The organism is Nocardia sp. NBC_00565 (genome assembly GCF_036345915.1).
In the GTDB taxonomy this organism is placed as follows: domain Bacteria; phylum Actinomycetota; class Actinomycetes; order Mycobacteriales; family Mycobacteriaceae; genus Nocardia.
In genome coordinates, this window is record NZ_CP107785.1 from 3,139,319 (window position 1) to 3,157,897 (window position 18,579).

17 protein-coding genes are annotated in these 18,579 nt (G+C 64.5%); 4 read left to right on the forward strand and 13 right to left on the reverse strand.

The genetic code is table 11. The features are described 5' to 3' along the window. Window positions 1–3: 3 nt before the first annotated feature. Window positions 4–999, reverse strand: coding sequence for a VOC family protein (locus OG874_RS15070; RefSeq protein ID WP_330255766.1), 996 nt, complete (start codon window positions 997–999; stop codon window positions 4–6). A gap of 268 nt (window positions 1,000–1,267) precedes the next feature. On the opposite strand from OG874_RS15070, the gene OG874_RS15075 reads away from it, so the two are divergent. Further along, the gene (locus OG874_RS15075; RefSeq protein ID WP_330255767.1) at window positions 1,268–2,161 is read left to right on the forward strand and encodes an IclR family transcriptional regulator; all 894 of its coding nucleotides are present in this window, start codon (window positions 1,268–1,270) and stop codon (window positions 2,159–2,161) included. Window positions 2,162–2,292: 131 nt separating this feature from the next. Here the strand turns inward: OG874_RS15075 and OG874_RS15080 are convergent, their stop codons facing one another. Beyond that, complete coding sequence (locus OG874_RS15080) at window positions 2,293–3,912, reverse strand: FAD-dependent oxidoreductase (protein ID WP_330255768.1); 1,620 nt, start codon at window positions 3,910–3,912, stop codon at window positions 2,293–2,295. A 488-nt stretch (window positions 3,913–4,400) separates the two neighbouring features. Here OG874_RS15080 and OG874_RS15085 point away from each other — a divergent pair, with 488 nt between their 5' ends. Next, entirely contained in the window at window positions 4,401–5,159 is a 759-nt protein-coding gene (locus OG874_RS15085; RefSeq protein ID WP_330255769.1) for an IclR family transcriptional regulator, read from the forward strand. A gap of 107 nt (window positions 5,160–5,266) precedes the next feature. On the opposite strand, the gene OG874_RS15090 is transcribed toward OG874_RS15085, so the two are convergent. The 5 genes from OG874_RS15090 to OG874_RS15110 all read right to left on the reverse strand — a co-directional run bounded on the left by OG874_RS15090 (window position 5,267) and on the right by OG874_RS15110 (window position 11,528). Then, on the reverse strand, window positions 5,267–6,040 hold the full coding sequence (locus tag OG874_RS15090; RefSeq protein WP_330255770.1) for a hypothetical protein: 774 nt from the start codon (window positions 6,038–6,040) through the stop codon (window positions 5,267–5,269). Between the two features lie 225 nt (window positions 6,041–6,265). Beyond that, window positions 6,266–7,789, reverse strand: coding sequence for an acyl-CoA synthetase (locus OG874_RS15095; protein ID WP_330255771.1), 1,524 nt, complete (start codon window positions 7,787–7,789; stop codon window positions 6,266–6,268). Between the two features lie 91 nt (window positions 7,790–7,880). After that, a complete protein-coding gene (locus OG874_RS15100; protein WP_330255772.1) occupies window positions 7,881–8,633 on the reverse strand; it encodes an SDR family NAD(P)-dependent oxidoreductase in 753 nt (250 codons plus the stop codon). Between the two features lie 156 nt (window positions 8,634–8,789). Continuing rightward, a complete protein-coding gene (locus tag OG874_RS15105) occupies window positions 8,790–9,437 on the reverse strand; it encodes a TetR/AcrR family transcriptional regulator (RefSeq protein ID WP_330255773.1) in 648 nt (215 codons plus the stop codon). 99 nt (window positions 9,438–9,536) lie between these two features. After that, window positions 9,537–11,528 (reverse strand): alpha-ketoacid dehydrogenase subunit alpha/beta, encoded by a 1,992-nt coding sequence (locus OG874_RS15110; protein ID WP_330255774.1) that lies wholly within the window; start codon window positions 11,526–11,528, stop codon window positions 9,537–9,539. Between the two features lie 140 nt (window positions 11,529–11,668). On the opposite strand from OG874_RS15110, the gene OG874_RS15115 reads away from it, so the two are divergent. Beyond that, window positions 11,669–12,829, forward strand: a complete 1,161-nt coding sequence (locus OG874_RS15115) for an acyl-CoA dehydrogenase family protein (RefSeq protein ID WP_330255775.1) — start codon at window positions 11,669–11,671, stop codon at window positions 12,827–12,829. A gap of 38 nt (window positions 12,830–12,867) precedes the next feature. Here OG874_RS15115 and OG874_RS15120 read toward each other — a convergent pair whose 3' ends face one another. The 4 genes from OG874_RS15120 to OG874_RS15135 all read right to left on the reverse strand — a co-directional run bounded on the left by OG874_RS15120 (window position 12,868) and on the right by OG874_RS15135 (window position 16,432). Next, complete coding sequence (locus OG874_RS15120; protein WP_330255776.1) at window positions 12,868–13,404, reverse strand: VOC family protein; 537 nt, start codon at window positions 13,402–13,404, stop codon at window positions 12,868–12,870. A 174-nt stretch (window positions 13,405–13,578) separates the two neighbouring features. Further along, entirely contained in the window at window positions 13,579–14,130 is a 552-nt protein-coding gene (locus OG874_RS15125) for a hypothetical protein (protein WP_330255777.1), read from the reverse strand. Window positions 14,131–14,323: 193 nt separating this feature from the next. Next, on the reverse strand, window positions 14,324–15,349 hold the full coding sequence (locus OG874_RS15130; RefSeq protein ID WP_330257297.1) for an NAD(P)H-dependent amine dehydrogenase family protein: 1,026 nt from the start codon (window positions 15,347–15,349) through the stop codon (window positions 14,324–14,326). Between the two features lie 78 nt (window positions 15,350–15,427). Continuing rightward, window positions 15,428–16,432, reverse strand: a complete 1,005-nt coding sequence (locus tag OG874_RS15135) for a Rieske 2Fe-2S domain-containing protein (RefSeq protein WP_330255778.1) — start codon at window positions 16,430–16,432, stop codon at window positions 15,428–15,430. A 157-nt stretch (window positions 16,433–16,589) separates the two neighbouring features. On the opposite strand from OG874_RS15135, the gene OG874_RS15140 reads away from it, so the two are divergent. After that, window positions 16,590–17,213 carry a TetR/AcrR family transcriptional regulator gene (locus OG874_RS15140; protein WP_330255779.1) on the forward strand — a complete coding sequence of 208 codons (624 nt, stop codon included), beginning with the start codon at window positions 16,590–16,592 and terminating at the stop codon, window positions 17,211–17,213. A 199-nt stretch (window positions 17,214–17,412) separates the two neighbouring features. Here OG874_RS15140 and OG874_RS15145 read toward each other — a convergent pair whose 3' ends face one another. Next, a complete protein-coding gene (locus OG874_RS15145) occupies window positions 17,413–17,913 on the reverse strand; it encodes a tetratricopeptide repeat protein (protein ID WP_330255780.1) in 501 nt (166 codons plus the stop codon). A 99-nt stretch (window positions 17,914–18,012) separates the two neighbouring features. Next, window positions 18,013–18,411 (reverse strand): sigma-70 family RNA polymerase sigma factor, encoded by a 399-nt coding sequence (locus OG874_RS15150; protein WP_330255781.1) that lies wholly within the window; start codon window positions 18,409–18,411, stop codon window positions 18,013–18,015. Window positions 18,412–18,579 lie beyond the last annotated feature (168 nt).

Here is an 18,579-nt window from a genome sequence, read left to right on the forward strand (position 1 = left end):
GGATCATTCCTTGAGTCCCGCTGAAGGTGTCGTGGACAGGAACGCGCCGCCGGGGCCGACGTCCAGCGCCTCGCCGTACCACGTCTGGCCGTACTGCAACTCGGGGATCTTCCACTCGATCGCCTGCCAGTCCGGATCGAAGATGTGGTATCCACCGGAGTACAGCTCGATGCGGTGGCCGGAGCCCGGATCGTGAATGTAGAGGTACATCGCCTGGCCGATGCCGTGCTTGCCCGGACCGTGGCCGTAATCGATATCGAGATCGCGGATCTCGTCCGCGGCACGCAGGATGTCGTGATAGTTCTCGATATTGAAGGCGATGTGGTGGAACGCCCCGTTCTTCTCCTCGCCGTTCACGCCGATCGCGATGTCGTGCACCTGCGGCGTCACCGACAGCCAGGACGCCATGACGGTCTCCGGGAACTGCGGAATCATCGCGAACTCGCGGCGCTTGAAACCGAGCGCATCACGCAGCCAACCCTCGGCATGGTTCACCGTGCTGGGGCTGCACTGCACATTCAGATGGTCGAGGCGGCGTACACCGAATCCGCGCCGGCGCGAGCTGTTGCTCGGCAGCTTCGAGCGCAGGGATTCGGGCGCGGTCGGCTTCTCGATGTCGTAGTACAGCTCGAACGGGTGCTCACTGCCCGGCACCAGGAACCGGATGGCCTCGCCGCGGCCGGTTTCGTGACCGGCGGGCAGCTCGATCGTCTCGATCTCCTGCGCGGTCAGCTGCTGGTGGAACAGCTCGACGTCCTGCTTGCGCTGCACGCGGAAGCTGTAGGTGTTCACGCGCGCCTCGGACTGCTGGGTGAGCACGAGCGAGTGATGTACGAGCTCCTGGTATCCGCGCAGGTAGGCGACACCGTCGGCCTGCGAGACGACCTCCATGCCGAGCAGATCGCGGAAGAATCCGAGCGAGCGCTCCAGGTCCGGCGTGCCGAGGTTGATTCCACCCGCGTGGGCGATCTGCGGCCCGGGGTCGTAGTCATGAGTCATACGGGGCTCTCCTTTGAATCGATTGACCGACCGGAACGCTAGTTCGAGTAGCGCCCGTCACATCTCGGCCTTCCCGCACACCGGGACAGGTTTGGACCGGGGTTCGGCGGCGGGCGTCGACATCCGAGACAGCGGGACCGATCGCGCCGATCTCGGTCGACTCACGGCACGATAAAGAGTCCACCTATTTAGGGAATCCCCAGTCCAGCACGGTCTACAGCGAGATAAGCTGTCCGCTGTAGTTCGAGTCTCCGAAGGAGGCGCTGGCATGGTCTCAGTGTTGAGAGATGGCGGGTTGAGTGGAAACCCGGAAGCGGCGGGGTTGCCCCCATCGATGGTGGAGCGGATGACGCTGATCATGGACGTCTTCGGCGGTCCACAGACCCGTCTGACGCTCGAGGAAGTCACCGGCCGCACCAGCCTGCCCCGTTCCACGGCCCACCGGATTCTGGAACAGCTCGTTCGCCTGCGCTGGCTCGAGCACAGCGCCAGCGGCTACGGCCTCGGACCCCGCGCCTTGGGGCTGGGTGGCCGCGAGGCCGGCCACGGCGCACTGCGCGCCGCGGCGTTTCCGCTGCTGCACGCGCTCGCGGTGCGCACGGAGATGGTCGTGCATCTGGCCGTACTGGATGGAACCGATGTCTACTACCTGGACAAGTTCGGCGGCCGAGCCGCGGTCGAAGTTCCGTCGCGGGTCGGCGGTCGGGCACCCGCGCACTGCACGGCAGTCGGAAAAGCCATGCTGGCTTGGTTGCCCGCCGAACAGCTCGACATCCAATTGCAGGGCGCTCTCGATAAACGAACCACGCGCAGCATCGGCGACCTCGGCGTACTACATCATGAATTGAGCCGCATCCGGACCCGCAACGGCCTGGCCTTCGAGCGTGGTGAGTGTTATCCGCAGATCGCGTGCGTCGGTGTCGCGGTGCGCGGCCCGGATGGACCGATCGGCGCGATCTCGATAGTCGGCGACGCACAAGCACCGCTCGAACGGCTGGCACCCCTGGTCGCCAACACCGCGCACGCGATATCCGAGAAGTTGCTGGGCGAGGACGCAGCGCAGAAGCCACGGGCACGCCAGGATCCGACCCCGCCGCGCACCGCGCCGAGCGAGGCACTCGGACAACTCCTGGCAATGGGCGAGCGCGGCGAGTGGTTCTGAGTCCTCAAGTCCGGCCATGACCTCGATCCGGCAGAGATCCGACCGGGCCGAGCGAGGCCTCCGATGCCCCGAACCCGGCCCGGTCGGATATAGGAAGCACGATCCGCTAGTCCCATGGATCGTGCTTCCCGTCATTTCGCGCTACCGAGGATGTCGAGTACCGCGAGATAGGCGAAGGCCAGCGATGAGCCGATCGGTGTGCCCGCACCCGGGTACACCCGCCCCGACATCGCGGCCATCGTGTTACCTGCCGCGTAGAGACCCTCGATCGGCTGACCATCCGCACGTACCACGCGCGCGTGCTCATCGGTCTTCAGCCCGCCCTTGGTGCCGATATCGGACAGCACGATGGTGGCGGCGTAGAACGGGCCCTGGTCCATCGGCTGCACCAGCGGATTCGGCCATTCGCTCGTGATCGGTACCAGGTAGTTCAGCGTCGTCCCCGACGAAGCGTTCCCCGGCTCGTAGGAAAAGCCGACCACGTGCTGGAACATCTGGTCCCAGGGAGTCTCGCCGCGATGGAACCGTTCGTCGACGCCGCCCGGTGCGTAGCCGTTGAACTCCTCGACCGATTTCCGCAGGTTCTCCTGCGGTACACCGATCAGCTCGGCCAATTCCTCGAGCGTGTCGGCCTTCTTCAGCGCACCCGACTCGAACCACTCGGGTCCGACCGGCAGCTCCGGGTCGCCGCCGAAGCTGTCCCGGTCCAACTGTCGCTGATCGAACACCCAATGGACGCGAGTGTGCTCGACACCGGTGGTCGTGTGCAGGCGGCGCATCTCGTGCCCGGCCCGATCGTAGGGCTGGATCTCGTTCATGAAGCGCTCGCCCGCACCGTTGACCCAGATCCCGCCGCGGGTGCCCGTGTGGAAGACGGGCAGGCCGTCGGGCTGTACGAGGCCCGGGACGTGCCACGCCTCGTCGAGCAGATCGGTGGCAGCACCGATCGCGGCCCCTGCCTGGATCGCGTCACCGGTGTTTTCCGGTGCGCCATGCGACCGCTCGCTGCTGGAGGCCACCCCGTGCTTCTCGCGCAGCTCGCTATTGCGTTCGAACCCACCGGCAGCCAGCAGTACGCCCCGGCTAGCGCGGATCGTGACCGGTTCGCCCTCGCTCACCGCTTGGACGCCGACGACCCTGCCGTCTTCGACGATGAGATTCTCCAGCGCGGTGTTGAGGCGGTAGGAGCCGTTGCCGGTCTCCACGAATGCCTTCAGTGCCCGGCCGATCAAGGCACGGCCGCCATTGAGCACGGGGCCTTCCTCGCTGCCCCAACGTTCTTCCGGGATGGAGCGCCGCACGAGCGCGGCGAGTTCCCCGAGTTCGGCGACCGAGACTGCGGGCGGAAAGATGGTGTGACCCGCGGGCGAGGCGCCAGGACTGGCCGCGAAGTATTCCGGCACCGGACTGTAGAAAAATGACTGGAACAACGGGTTCTGCTCGAGTTCGTCGATCAGCTGCGTGCCCGCCTGCAAATAGGCGTCCTGCAGCGACTCCCGAGAGCTGTCCGCGACGACGCTGCGCAGGTAGGTCCTGGCATCCTCGACACCCTCGACGCCCGCCCGCGCCAGCGGGGCACTGCCGGGACACCATATGCCTGCCCCGGAATACGAGGTCGTGCCACCGAAGAGGGCGGTCTTCTCGATGACCAGAGTACGAAGGCCGCGGGAGGCGGCGACGTAGGCTCCGACCAGGCCACCACCTCCGGAACCGACGACCACGACGTCGAAGGTTTCCTCGTCAGCGGGCATAGCTATCTCCTTGCTGCTTGTTTTCTCTTATTTCAGAACCACAGGTACAGACCGCCCGAAGCGAATCGGAATCCCGATTCGCCCGGAGTTCGCCGATCGGCATCATCTGGTATGCGCATGGCCGATTCGACGGTGGTCCCGCTCACTGGGACGGCCCTCGATCGCTCGCCGGCGACGCGGCCCCGCGGCCCACTGAGCTGTAAGTCGACTTCAACGTCGTGTCGCATCACAGTTCTCCTCCGAATCTCACGTCCGCATCGTGTAGTGACCTGGGTCACGACGGGAGGGAGGACCCCAGTGTGATGGTTGCGGCTCCTCAATCACTGCCGGGTTTCCGCTCAGCGGGACGCCGATGCGACCGATCGGAGGTTCACCTCGGTATGGTGCGCTAATTGAGTGCACTAATCGCCATCAGATCGGGCGCGAGTCCCCCATCATCGCCGCGCGAAACGAGGCACTCGACAGTCGGAAGCCAAGGAGGTCGAAATATGTCCGACGCCCCATCGAGGATGGTCGATCGAGTCGTCCTGATCCTGAACGTCTTCGAACGATCCACGGGCGCGCTGACGCTCGGGCAGATCAGCGTCCGGAGCGGATTGCCGACCTCCTCCGTCCATCGGATCCTGCAGCAGCTGGTGACCGCTCGCTGGCTCCAGCGCGACGATAACGAGTACACACTCGGCCTGCGGATGTTCGAAATGGGCAGTCTGGTCGGGCAGCGCCGGATCAGCGACGTCGCAAGGCCGTTCATCCAGGAGCTGTGCACGCGCACCGGTCACGTCGTACACCTCGCCCTGCTCGATGAGCTGGACGTGGTGTACCTGGAGAAGGTCGGCGGCGCGCTCGCGAGCGAATTGCCGTCCCGAGTCGGCGGCCGCCTGCCCGCGCACTGTACGGCGGTGGGCAAGGTGCTGCTGGCCTACGCGCCGCAGCCGGTCCTCGACCGGTATCTCGCGAATGGTCTGCGCGGGCGAACCAGCGCGAGCATCACGACCGAGGCCGCCCTCGAGGCGGCGCTCCGCAAGATCCGCGACACCGGATACGCGATGGAAAGCGATGAGGCGGTACCCGGCGTCGCCTGTGTCGGAGCGCCGATCTTCGAGTACGGCAATGCGGTCGCGGCGCTGTCGGTCTGTGGACACCGCAAGCTGATTCGCGTCGACGACCTCAAACAACGGGTCATGTGGACGGCAGCCGAAATCTCGCGACGACTGACGGTGCCGGCGCGCCCGGTCGCTGTCGGCTGACCGACCGGCATCCGCGATCACGAGTGCCGCCCTGGTCACCGATTACGGTGACCAGGGCGGCACTTTGTTGTCTCAGGCGGCGGCCGCGGCGGCCGCACATGTAAGCACTACGAATTCGCCGGCTCGGCCTCGCTGGCCGCCTTCTCGGCGAGTTCGGCTTCCTCGCCCTTGATCGCCTTCAGCAATACGAGCGGCGTGGCGATCTTCCAGACGAGGTAAGCGAGCGCCGGAAGTCCTTGGGCCAGGATCCCATTCCACGCCAGCGGGCCTGTCTTGTTCAGGAAGACGAAGGCGCCCGGAATGAGCAGAACACCCAGGAGCATGCTGAGGTGCGCATACCAACGCGGGAAAATCGGCTTGGCTCGCTTATCGAGGTAGGAAGCGAGCCCGATCGACCACACCTGCAGGACGAAAATGCACGCGTTGCCGACGTACATCAACCAGAAGATATCTGTCATCGCCGACAGAACATCCGGGGAATGGCTTTCCGGCCGATACGCGGCGGCCGCCAGAATCGCCAGGGGGTAGAAGAAACCGGTCGGCGCGACGACGCCGGTGGTCAGCTGGACCATCGACAGCCAGCCCCAGCCGCCTTCGACCCGCTTCATCTGCATGCTGGTCACAACGACGTACGGATATTCGAAGGGGACCGTCAGCACCATGATGGCCACGCAGATCAGAATCCCGTGCTGATTCTTGATCAGGAAGTCGACGACCTCGCCCTGGCTCATCGTCGGGCTCATGGGTGAGAGCAGGTCGCCGATCCCGTAAGCGATCAACATGGCTACGAGAACCAAGAATCCGCTCCACGCCGACCAGCGTTGCAATCTGAAATGAACTGATTGTTCCATCAATGGATCTCCTTCGATCTCATTCCTCATCGCTGTCGGGCAATATCGCCCTGAGGCGAAAGCCCACCTAGTGTGATCAGCCACACTCATTTGCGACGATGCGTTTCCGCTGAACGGGACAAAAAGGATCCGCGGCCGAGCAGCCATCGTGGCAAGTCCCGTTCAGCGGCGGCCGTGGGCATGCGCGCATACCCACCCGAACACGACAGTGCCCGTGCGATGGCATCGCACGGGCACTGTCGTAGCTGCTGGGACTCAGGAAATGCCGTCTCGCAGAACGCGTTTCAGCACCTTCCCGGACGGCGTGCGCGGTAACGTCTCGACGCGTTCGATCTCGGCGGGCACCTTGTATTTGGCCAGCCGGGTGCGACAGAAATCTTTCAAGCCATCCACGTCGAACGCGCTGCCCGCGCGCAGCACGACGAATGCCTTGGGCACCTCACCCCAGCGCGGATGGGGTATTCCGACGACTGCGGCCTCCACCACATCCGGATTTTCGTACAGCACTCGCTCGACCTCGGGAGTGGCGATATTCTCCCCGCCCGAGACGATCATGTCCTTCTTCCGGTCCTCGATATAGAGATAGCCGTCTTCGTCGAGACGGCCGAGGTCGCCGGTGTGGAACCAGCCGTTGCGCAGAGCGGCTCGGGTGGCCTGCTCATCGCGCCAGTATCCCGCCATGACCTTGGGGCCGCGGATGACGATCTCGCCGAGCATGCCCGCCGGAACGGGTCCGTCGTGCTCGTCGAAGATCGCGACCTGGACGTGCGCGACGGGGCGTCCGACCGAGCCGACCTTCGATCGCATATGTTCGGCGTCGTTGACGGTATCGCCGGATACCGTCTCGGTCAGCCCGTACGCATCGGCGAACCAGGCATTCGGGAAGGCGGTGGCGATGCGGTCGAGCAGCGGTATGGGCATCTTCTCGCCACCACCGGTGATGAACCGGATCGATGAGGTGTCGCGCTCGGCCAGGTCCGGCAGCTGCAGCAGCGCGTTCATCATCGATGGAGCCAGCCACACATTGGTCGGGCGCAGTCGTTCGATCGCGTCCACGACCGCGGCGGCGTCGAAGCGCCGAAGCAGGCTCAGCCGTCCCCCGGTATGCAGGGTGGCCAGGCCGGGCAGATCCATCCCGCCCACGTGATACAGCGGACCGCACACCAGGGTGTTGTCCTCGGCGGTGAGCGAGAATTCGAGGATATGGGCGAGGTTTTTCCAGATCAGATTCTGATGCGAGATCATCACGCCCTTGGGACGTGAGGTCGTCCCCGAGGTGTACATGAGTCGTTGCAGCGCATCGGGTTCGACATCGACCACCGGAATCGACCGGCACCGGGAGCTCCGCAGCAGCGTGTCGTATTCCAGCCACGAAGGATCCGCAGCGGCGTCCAGCGTCACCTTGTGCCGCAGCCGGGGCAATGCGGGGACCAGCGCATCGATACCGTCGACGAACTCCGTCTCGGTGACGATCGCGACGGCGTCGGAATGCTCGATGATGTACTGCCATTCCGCCGGGGACAGCCGATAGTTGAGCGGCAGAATCGCGGCGCCGATCCGGTTGGCCGCCAGCATGGTTTCGACGAATTCGACGCGGTTGTACAGCAGTACCGCGACGATGTCCCCCGAGTTGACCCCCAGGTCGCGCAACGCCCCCGACAGCGCGTTCACCCGGGTGCGCACCTGGGCGTACGTCAGTTCCCGATCTCCCTCGGACAGAGCGATCTTATCGGCGTACCGGTGCGCGTTCCGCTCGAGCACCGAGGCGAAGTTGAACATTGACGGGCCTCGCTGTTGGGTCGAGGAAGAACCTCGAAGTTTTATGTACCGACTAGACTAATAAACTATGGTGTCGCTGACAACCACCTGATCACGGCAGCGAGTAGCCACCATCGACGACCAGGGAATGCCCGGTGACCCAACGGGATTCATCGCTGGCCAGATAGATGACCGCACCGGCGATATCGTCCGGGGCGCCGAAGCCGAGCGGATGCTTGGCCTCGATCGCGCTCATCGCCTCGACGGGCAGACCTTCGTGCACGGCCGTGGGAAATGTGCCGGGACATACGGCGTTGACCCGTATCCCCTCCTTGGCGTATTCGAGCGCCGCGACCCGGGTCAGGTGGATCACCCCGGCCTTCGACGCGCAGTAGGGCGCCGCATACGCCCACGCGGTCAGACCGCTGACCGATGCGATGTTCACGATGGCGACATTTCCGCGTTTGCGCAGCGCACGCGCGACCGCGCGGATGCCATGGAAGGTTCCGGTCAGGTTGACCGATACGGTGCGCTCCCAATCCGCAGTGGACAGATTGTGGATTCGCGCGTTGGGCGAGACGATGCCGGCGGTATTCACCAGCACATCGACCGCGCCGTACCGCTCGACAGCGGAACTGATGAGCGCGTCGAATCCGTCGCCGTCGGCGACATCGAGCCGCTGCGCCGTCGCGGTGACACCTTTGTCGCCCAAGGTGCGCGCCAACTCCGCCATCGCATCGACGTTCAGGTCGGCGAGGACGAGATTGCGGGCGCCCTCCTCGGCGCAACGCAGCGCGACAACAGATCCGAGCGCGCCGCCCGCGCCGGTCACCACGACGGTCTTTCCTTCGAGCCTGGAACCCATGTTCGGCCTCCCTGATGGGATTGTAACGATTTATTCGAACAACCGGTATAAGAAACCATCCGGACAATTCTGTCAAGATGTGTCTCTGCATGGGCTCACCCGGCGCCGGCTATACGCGCGCACGCCGAATCGAAAGACGCCGACGGAGGCTTCGGCTCAGATCTTGTAGGCCTCGACCGCCGACTCGAGTGCCGCGAGATCACACTTGCCATCGGCGAAACCGTTGAACAATGTCGCGCAGTAGGTCTTGGACAGGAATTTCGCATCCCATTGCTGTCCCGGTTTGACCCACTGGTAGGTGTGATTGTGCATATTGAGAAATTGCAGCATGGCCAAGGTCGGATCGGACTTGCGGAAAGTTCCGTCCTCCATCGCGTCCGTCAGCAGCGACCGCACGATGTTCTCGAATTCGTGACGCCGCTCGAGCATCCGAGTGAGATTCGCCCCGGTCAGCTGGCGGTAATCGTGTTCGTACACCCAGATATGGTCCAGGCGCTCGAAGATGAGATTCAGTAACTCCTCCGAGAGCAGGCGCAGCTTGATCGTCGGCGGCGCGGCCAGATCCTGGATCTTCGCGGCCACGGCCAGCAATGGGTCGAGCACCCGCTCCTGAATTTCGACGAGCAGGTTTTCCTTGGATTTGATGTAGTAGTACAGCGCGCCCTTGGCCAGACCGACCGTATCGCCGATCTCGGTGATCCCGGTCGCGGCGTAGCCCTTCTCCGCGAACAGCGCGGCGGCGGTATCGATGATCTCCTGCCGCTTGACCTCGTATCCCGGTCCATGTCCTGGTGGTCGAGCCATCTGATCCCTCGGGTCGTCGAAGTCGCGTGAGAGGGCAATTATACGCAGAGTCGAACAGTCGGTCGAAACTAGCGTGCTTCGGTGTGTCGCGCACGCCTGTCACGAGCGGGTGTCGAGCGTTTCGCGGATCGCGGCCTCGATACGCGCCTCATCGGGCAGCCAGATCTTCTCCAGCGCCGGAGTGTAAGGCGCGGGCGTCGCACCGGCGGTCACCCGGATCACCGGTGCGTCGAGGTGCCAAAACCCTTCCCGCACCGCGCGGGCCGCCAATTCCGCGCCGACGCCGAACTCCCCGACGGCCTGATGCACGACCACCAGCCGGTTCGTCTTCTGCAGCGAGGTCAGCACGGTGTCGAAATCCAGGGGACTGATGGTCCGCAGATCGATGACTTCGACCGAGATACCCTCGGCGGCAAGGCGATCGGCGACGGCGAGGCAGTCGTACATGGTCTTGGAGTAGGACACCACGGTCACGTCGGTGCCGGGCCGCCGCACGATCGCCTTGCCGAGCGGCACCAGGTGGTCGGCCGGCGGTTCGGCGCCTTTCATGCCGTAGAGCAGACGGTTCTCGATGAAGATCACCGGATTGGGATCCTGGATCGCGGCCCGCAGCAACCCGTAGGTGTCGGCCGGTGTCGACGGCATCACGACCGTCAGGCCCGGAATATGCGCGACCAACGCCTCCAGACTCTGCGAGTGTTGACTGCCCGAGGATTTGCCCGCGCCGAACTGGGTGCGAACGACCAGGGGCATCGTCACCGCGCCGCCGGTCATGAAGCGCAACTTCGCCGCCTGGTTCATCAACTGGTCCAAGCAGACGCCGATGAAGTCGAAGTACATCAACTCCACGACGGGACGATAGCCCGCCATCGCCGCGCCCACCGCGGTACCCATGATCGCGCTTTCCGAGATCGGCGTATCGCGGACGCGACCCGGGTACTGCTCGGCCAGACCACGGGTCAAACCGTAGACATTGCCGCCCTTTCCGACATCGATGCCCGCCAGGAAGACGGTCGGATCGTCCGCGAGTTCCTTGGTCAGAGCGTTCGTGACCGCGTGCATGATCTTCCACGAGCCCGCGGTCGGAGTCGCCGGTTCCGGTATGGCCGCACGCGGGGTTATGACGTAGTCCCCCGCCGTCTCCTCGGCGGGGTACGGCGCGGCGACGGCCTTCTCGATGGCGCTCTCGATCACGGCGTCGACCTCGCGCTCGATGGCTGCCAGGTGTTCGGCCAGACCCTGTCCGCGCATGGTGTCGCCGAGCACGGTCAGCGGGTCGCGTTCTTTCCACGCGGCGAGTTCCGCTGCGTCCCGGTAGCTTTCGGGATCCCCCTCGTAGTGTCCGTGCCAGCGGTACGTGCTGGCTTCGACGATCACCGGTCCCGCTCCGGCGCGCAGGCGATCGACGAGCGTGCGCTGCAACGTCGCCACCTGCACGACGTCGTTTCCGTCGACCTGGTGGAACTCGACACCGTAACCCGCCGCGCGTTCACGCAGCGTGGCCCGGTGCTGGTCGACCGCGGCGGAGAATTCTGAGTAGCCGTTGTTCTCGCAGAAGAAGATGACCGGCAGGTCCCAGACCGCGGCCAGGTTGACCGATTCGTGGAAGACGCCCTGTGCGACGGCGCCGTCACCGAAGAAGGCGACGACCACGCCGCCGCTGTCGCGCAACTGGGCGGCGGTACCGGCACCGACGGCGATGGGTAGTCCGGCGCCCACGATCCCGTTCGCGCCGAAGATCCCCTTGCGCGGATCCGCGATATGCATCGAACCGCCACGGCCCCGGCAGGTTCCGGTTTCCTTGCCCATCAGTTCGGCGAACATGCCTTCGACGTCCAGGCCCTTGGCGATGCAGTGACCGTGTCCGCGATGGGTCGAGGTCACCACGTCGCGGTCGTCGAGCGGCCAACACGCGCCGACCGCGGAAGCCTCCTGGCCGATGGACAGATGCAGGAACCCGGGTATCTGGGTCGCGCGATAGAGCCGAGCGGCGTGATCTTCGAACTTCCGGATCGTCAGCATTCTGCGATACAGCTCCGTCAGCGTCACCGCGCCGCCGATAGCCGTTGTGTCCGAGTTCGATTCAGTCATTGTCATAGGTCTCTGCCGATCGGTTCGTGGAGTCGCACTCGACCCGCCGGTTGACGTGGAGCATCGACTGTCAATATTATACCGGTTGTTCGAAAAAACAAGGCGTCGCGTCGGCGACGGATGCACAGGACGGACTCGACATGGACCTAGACCTGCCCGCCGAGGCAATCGAGCTGCAGAAGTTGTGCCGCGATTTCGCCGAGAAGGAGATCGAGCCGCACGCCGAGTCCTGGTCTGAGCAGGAGCGATTCCCCAGTGATGTCTTTCTGAAGATGGGCGAATTGGACCTCACCGGACTGCTGATTCCGCAGGAATACGGCGGCACCGACGCCGGGTACGTCTCCTACGTCGCGGCCATGGAGGCCATCGGCGCCGCCGACCAGTCCTTCGCCGCCGCGTGGAATGCCCATTCGACGATCGCCTCACTCCCCTTGGCTGCCTTCGGCACCGAGGAACAGAAACACAAATGGCTCACGCCGCTGGCGAAGGGCACCCACATCGGAGCCTTCGGACTGACCGAACCGACCGCGGGATCGGATGCCGCGGGCATTCGGACCACGGCCCGCCAGGACGGCGACGGCTGGGTCGTCAATGGCACGAAGATGTTCATCACCAATGCGGGCACCGTGATCAGCCTCGGGGTCACGATCCTCGCGGTGACCGGCACGAACGACGACGGCACCAAACGGTTCGGCACGTTCTATGTCCCGACCGGCACGCCGGGATATACCGTTAGCCAGCCACTGAAGAAGATCGGCTGGCACGCGATGGATACCCGCGAACTGGTCTTCGACAATTGCCGGATCCCGGCCGAGAACCTGATCGGCGAGGAGGGCAACGGCCTGCGGCAGTTCCTCGATGTACTCGACGGCGGCCGCATCAGCGTTGCCGCACTTGCGCTTTCGCTCGCCCAACAAGCCCTCGAACTCGCGGCCCAGCACGCCGGCCAGCGCGAGCAATTCGGCAAGCGCCTTTCGGCGTTCCAGGCGGTGCAGCACAAACTCGCCGATATGGCCACCGAGGTCGAGGCGGCGCGCAGTCTGGTCTACCGAGCCGCTTGGCTCGCCGACAATGGCCGGCCGTTCGGCCAGGCGGCGGCCATGGCGAAGTTGTACGCCTCCGAGGTGGCCAACCGGGCGGCCAGCGCCAGCGTCCAGATCCACGGCGGCTACGGCTACATCCGGGAATCGAAGATTTCGCGCTTCTACGCCGATGCCAAGATTCTCGAGATCGGCGAGGGCACCAACGAGATCCAGCGCAATGTGATCGCGCGGCAGGTAATCCGTTCGGCCGGAACATAATTCGATATCCCGGTCACGACTACCCGACGGTGGCCGACCTAGTCGGCATTCGAGTTCGCGAGGAAACGCTGCCAGACCGCATGGTCTGTGCGAGGTCCGCCGGGAGTGTCCGCACCGTATCGGGCGATCTCGGCCGCGATATCGAGCGGCACGGACGGCGCGGTCATTTCGCTCAAGGCCTGCTCGATCGCCGAGTCGGGCACCAGCCAGCACACCTCGAATTCGATGCCGTCGGGGTCGGCTCCGTATAGCGCCTTCGTGCAAGCGTGATCGGAGGCGCCGGTCAGCGCCCCGGCGGCCCGCAGCGCGTCCTGGACCCGCCGCAGTTCGCTCAGCGTATCCACCTCCCAGGCCAGGTGGTACAGACCGACCCGTCCGGTGCGGTGCGGCACGGCCGGATCGGGTGACTGGAACAGCCCCAGGTCATGGTCGTTGGCCGAATCCGCCGCCTGCAGGAACACCCCGCCAGGCATACCGCCGATCCGCCGGAATCCGAGGACCTCACCATAGAAAGCGGCCGAGCGCTCCACATCGGAGACGAACAGGACGGCATGGTTCAGTCGCTGAATAGGCATCGAAGCGGCTCCTTTTCGGTTGGTCTGCGCGTACGAGCCGATCACGACCGTGCGCCCGAGACAAGCGAGCGACCCGCTGGGCGGGCGATATCGGCGAACTTACGAACGGGCCGAGCGGTCGATCACCGCCCGGCCCGTATGTCGTTGTCTCCGATTACCTCCACTGGTGACCTATCACGGGAACGGTGAGAAGAAGCCGATCGCGGCACCGATGGCTGCGCCGATGGCGCATCCGACGATGGCTCCGACCAGGAAGAACCAGATCCCGATCAGAACGCCGACCGCACAGCCGATGGTGGCGCCGACGGCGATCGAAATCGGTCCCCAAGCCTGCTGCACGCCGGGCATATCCTGTGACGCGACAGCTTCTTGTGTCGGCCCGCTGACCGGTGTCAGGGTCAACTGCGTGCCGGAGCTGTCCAGCCACGGTGTCACCGCGAGATTCTGTCCGGTCTCCGCGCGCAGTGTCGTCGGGATGGTGCCGACCACCGCACCGTCGTTCGCGAGGACCGTGACCGCGTCGGGGGTGATGACGAATCTGCCGGAGGCGAGGGTCACCAGTGCGCTCGAGTGATCGGCCGCGAGGCTCGTCGTATAGGCGAGCGGGCCGTCCACACCGGTGACGTCGACATTCGCCAACGTCGCCTCGCCATGCGCTGTCACGGTGGCTATGCTGGTCGCCGCGACTGCCATGAACGCGGTTGCCATGAACTTGGTGATGAACATTTGACCTCCAAACATTGCCGGCACCTTGACATTCCCCCGACGAATGTTCTCCGGATAGGTACAATCATGCACCGATGAATTGAGCAATGTCGATGGGGTATTCGGTTACCAAATTACCGAATTGCTGTCTGTTTTCACCCCGGGGGAAATGCGTCTGAATCGGATTTCCCGTCGGTTCAAAGGCACCAGGTAGTTATTGTTTGAATCTGCCGGCGAATCCGCGGAGCGGGAGGTCGGCGCTGGTGAGGATGCCGGGGGGCGCGGCGACCACCGATCGGATCGAGTTGAGGGCGGGTAGTCCGGTGACGGTCATGCCGATGGATGCGAACGATGCCGGGTCCGACAGATCGGTGCCGCGTTTGGGGAGGATCATATGTTTGCTGTAGATGCTCGGGTCGCCGGTGATCTTGGTGATGTAGCAGCCTTTCACATTCCATTTCGGATCCGTGTGAGGTGTCATCTGCCATTCGAGGTGGGACTCGATCCTGGGTTCGCCGTCCACGATGCCCTGGTATTTGATGTAGTTCGCACCCAGCGAGCCTTTGGGCAGGACATACCAGCCGAGATCGACGTCTTCGGTGCATGCGCCTAGTTCGTAGGTGAAGGTGACGTCGTCGAGTTCGAGTCCGAAGCAGTCGGCCATCATGTACACCGAGTCGGCGAATACGCGGGTGAACTTTTCCAGTGATGCCGGGATGGCGGGATCGTCGACCGGGCGGCCGTAACCGACAGCTATCCAGGTCTCGGCCGAGTGATGGCAGGACACGTCGACGGATTCGATGACGGTGACATTCTCGATATCGGCGACGTCGCAGGAGTGGGTGATCCCGAGGATCTGGCACAGGCCGGGATTCATGCCGGTGCCGTAGAAGGTGGAGCCACCGCGCCGGCACGCCGCTTGCAGCACCTCGGTGACCTTTTTCCCCGAGGGGTGTGGGTGGTTCTGGTCGCGGTGGTGGCCGGTGATCCAGTCAGCGGTGGTCACGACATTGATACCGGCTTCGAGGACGCGTTCGTAGAGGGCTTCGTCGGGGAAGACCCCGTGGAAGGTCACGACATCCGGTTTCGCGGCGATGATCTCCTCGACCGTGCCGGTGGCCGCCACTCCGATCGGCGCCAGGCCCGCGATCTCACCCGCGTCGCGGCCGATCTTCTCCGGGGTGTAGCAGTGCAGTCCGATCAACTCGAGATCGGGGTGGTTGCCGAGGCGTTTGATCATCTCGGTACCGACATTGCCGGTCGCGACCTGAAATACGCGGATCTTCTGCTGGGTGTGCACGTCGGATATGGCCTTCCGTTATCGCAGCGTCGGGGTGATAGCTGGGTCGGGGTAGAACTGAGCTGCCCAGTGCCGCAATGCCTTGAATCCCTCGAATTCCTTCTGCGACAGGCCGGGCGGGTCGGAGTAGCGCTGGTGCGCCCAGATATGGATGTCGGCCTCGAATTGCTCGATGACAGCGTGCGCCAGTTGCTGAGCCTTGGCTGCGGCGTTGGGCCGTTCGTCGCCGGGCGGGCGGCCGATCCACACCGAGAAACGAACGTCGGAGGTCTCGTCGTCGACGGGTGTGACCGCGGACAGCGTGCGGTTGTCGATCATTCCCCAACTCTTGGTGACCGCCGCCCCGAGTCCGGCGTTGATGGCGTGGACGCCGCTGTTGATTTGCCCGGCCGCGGTCGTGTCGTCGAAGGCGATCGTGAAATCCACATACGACACCGGCTCGTCGAAATCCTGCCGGGTGAAGGTCGGAATGATCGGGACTTTGTGGACGTATTTGAAGTGGGCGAAGTCCACCCCGTTCTCCATGATGTATTGCGGGTGCAGTTCCAGCCGCTGCCGATACAGCGTGGAGTGCGGATAGGCCGGGAAGTAGTCGGCGGCACTCATCCCGTCGTCGAATCCGGTGAACACGTCAGGGACCTCGAAGAAGGGCGGCCGCCCTTGGACATCGTGCCAGATCCAGATCGACTCATTGCGCTCCACGACCGGATAGCTGCGGATACGTCTGCCCTTATTCGGATGCTTCTCGTACGGAACGCAGACGTTGCGACCTGCACGGTTCCACTCCCAACCGTGGAATGGGCACACGATTCGATCCCCTTCGACGCGCCCGCCGAAACCCAGATGCGCCCCCAAATGCTCGCAGTAGGCGTCCATGACCGCGACCCAGCCGTCCGCCGAGCGCCACGCGATCATCTCGCGACCGAAGTACTTCATCCGGTGCACGTCACCGACACCGACCTCGGCAGCCCACGCGACCTGGAACCATCCCGTCGGGTGCATCGATAGCGGCGGTTTGGCCATGCCGACAGTCCTCTCATCCGATATGCAGTGGAGAGCACTTATGGTAGAGACTTCTTTGAAACTATGCAAGAGACCTCTGTCAAACTGGAAATGGTTCTGTCCCAACGTGTTTGCGGCTGTTCGGAGGACCGAAGGGAGGGCGTCTAGGATTCGTACAATGACCGACGCGGGTACGACGGGCAGGCGTAGCAACAAGCGGGGCATCGCCACCCGCGAGAACATGCTCGAGGCAGCGCTCGAGGCACTGGCCACCGGCGACCCCGGCGCGGCATCGGGCAACCGGATCGCCAAGGAAATCGGCGCCACCTGGGGTGTGGTGAAGTACCAGTTCGGCGACATCGATGGACTGTGGGCAGCGGTGCTGCACCGCACCGCTGAACGCCGAGGCGACCTGCCCGTACGGATCGATCCGGCCGCATCCTTGCGCGAGCGCGTCGCCGGCATCATCGACTTGATGTACACGGGGCTGAGCTCGACCGATTCCCGCGCCATCGAGACGCTGCGCGCGGCGCTACCCCGTGACCACGCCGAATTGGAACGGCTCTACCCACGCACCGCCGCGGAACTTGCCTCGTGGCAGCCGCTGTGGCACGACGCCTGCCAGAAAGCGTTCGCCGATCTGGACATAGACCCAGCCCGCGTGCACGAAATAGCCGCACTCATCCCCGGCGCGATGCGCGGGCTGGTATCCGAGAAACAACTCGGCAGCTACTCCGACCTCGACGAAGCCCGCCGGGGCCTCATCAACGCCATCGTCGCGTACCTCGAACACTCCCACTAGGAGCCGAACAGCGGAAGTGCCGAGAATGTGTGGCCTTGCCACAGTCGGCGGGATTTCTCCTCGGGATAGCGCACAACCGTCGGCTCCGCGTCGAAGATCCGCGTCGGTCGATGTTCGGGATCGTAGGCGGCCCAGCCGGTTCGCCGGTCGCGGCGAAGGTGCACGTCGCGCGGATGTAGGCCGAGAGCGCGTGTTGCGGCTAAGGCGAATCCGACGGTCCGGCCGAATCATTCTCGTCGAGGCCGGAGGTCGATCGGCGGTGCGCGGCGCGCAACTGGTGCTCCGCCTTGATGGACATCGGATGGTCCGAACCGAGGGCGCGCAGGCAGCTGGCGTGGGTTGCCATATACCAATAGAGCGCTTCGTCCTGCTGCCCCGACGCCCAGCACGCATCGGCAAGTACCAGCTGGGCCCCGAGCGTGCGCGCATCCTCCGCGCCGAACGTGTCGATACATTGACCGACCTCCCACCGGCACTGGGCGACATCTGGATTCGCCGCCGGCGCGCGTTCCGCCGCCGCCGTTCGCACGCCCAGCCGGTTGCCGAACCGCCACGCGAGGACGCCGGCGACCCCGGTCGCCGCATAGGCACGCCAGTAGCCGTTGTCGGCAAACCACGATCCGACCGCGAAGATCGTGCAGTACACGGCCACCCCCGCCCCAATCCTGCTACCCCAGAACCAGAACGCCGACCTACGCATTGATCTCCTTCGCAACGAATAGTGCGTACTAGGCATCTGTTCGTAGCCGAAGGGGTTCACGATTGGTGCGCGCCCGCACCGATGTGCCGCCGGGTGGGGTCAGGCAACTTTGCGGCCGGGGTCCGCACCGATCGCTTGCTCTCGCAGCGTGTCCAGCGTCCGGGCGAGAATGCGGGAGACCTGCATCTGGGAGACGCCGAGTCGCTCAGCGATCTGGGTTTGGGTCTTGGCTTCGAAGAAGCGCATGATCAGCACCCGACGCTCACGTTCGGGCAGTGCGGCGATCAACGGACGCACCGACATCGCGTCTTCTAACAGTCGATAGCACGGCTCAACGGCGCCGAGGGTATCGATGACCGAGGGTCGAGTGCCTTCGTCGTCGTGGCCGACACCGATATCGAGCGAATTGGTCCGGTAGGCATCGGCCGCGATCAGCGCCTGCGTGATCTCGCCGAGTTCGAGCTCGAGCGATCTGCTGCAAGTCCTCGAACTCCACACCGCGGCCCGCGAACTTGCGAGCGATGTGATCGGCGAAGGGCAGACACCGCCGCACGATCTCCTCGCGCACGACCTGCCGATGGGAGTCCCCGGGCTCCAGGGCAGCCAACTTCTCGAACCATGGCTCGATGTCGTCGTAGCTGTCGCCGGCACCGGTTGCGTGTCGGG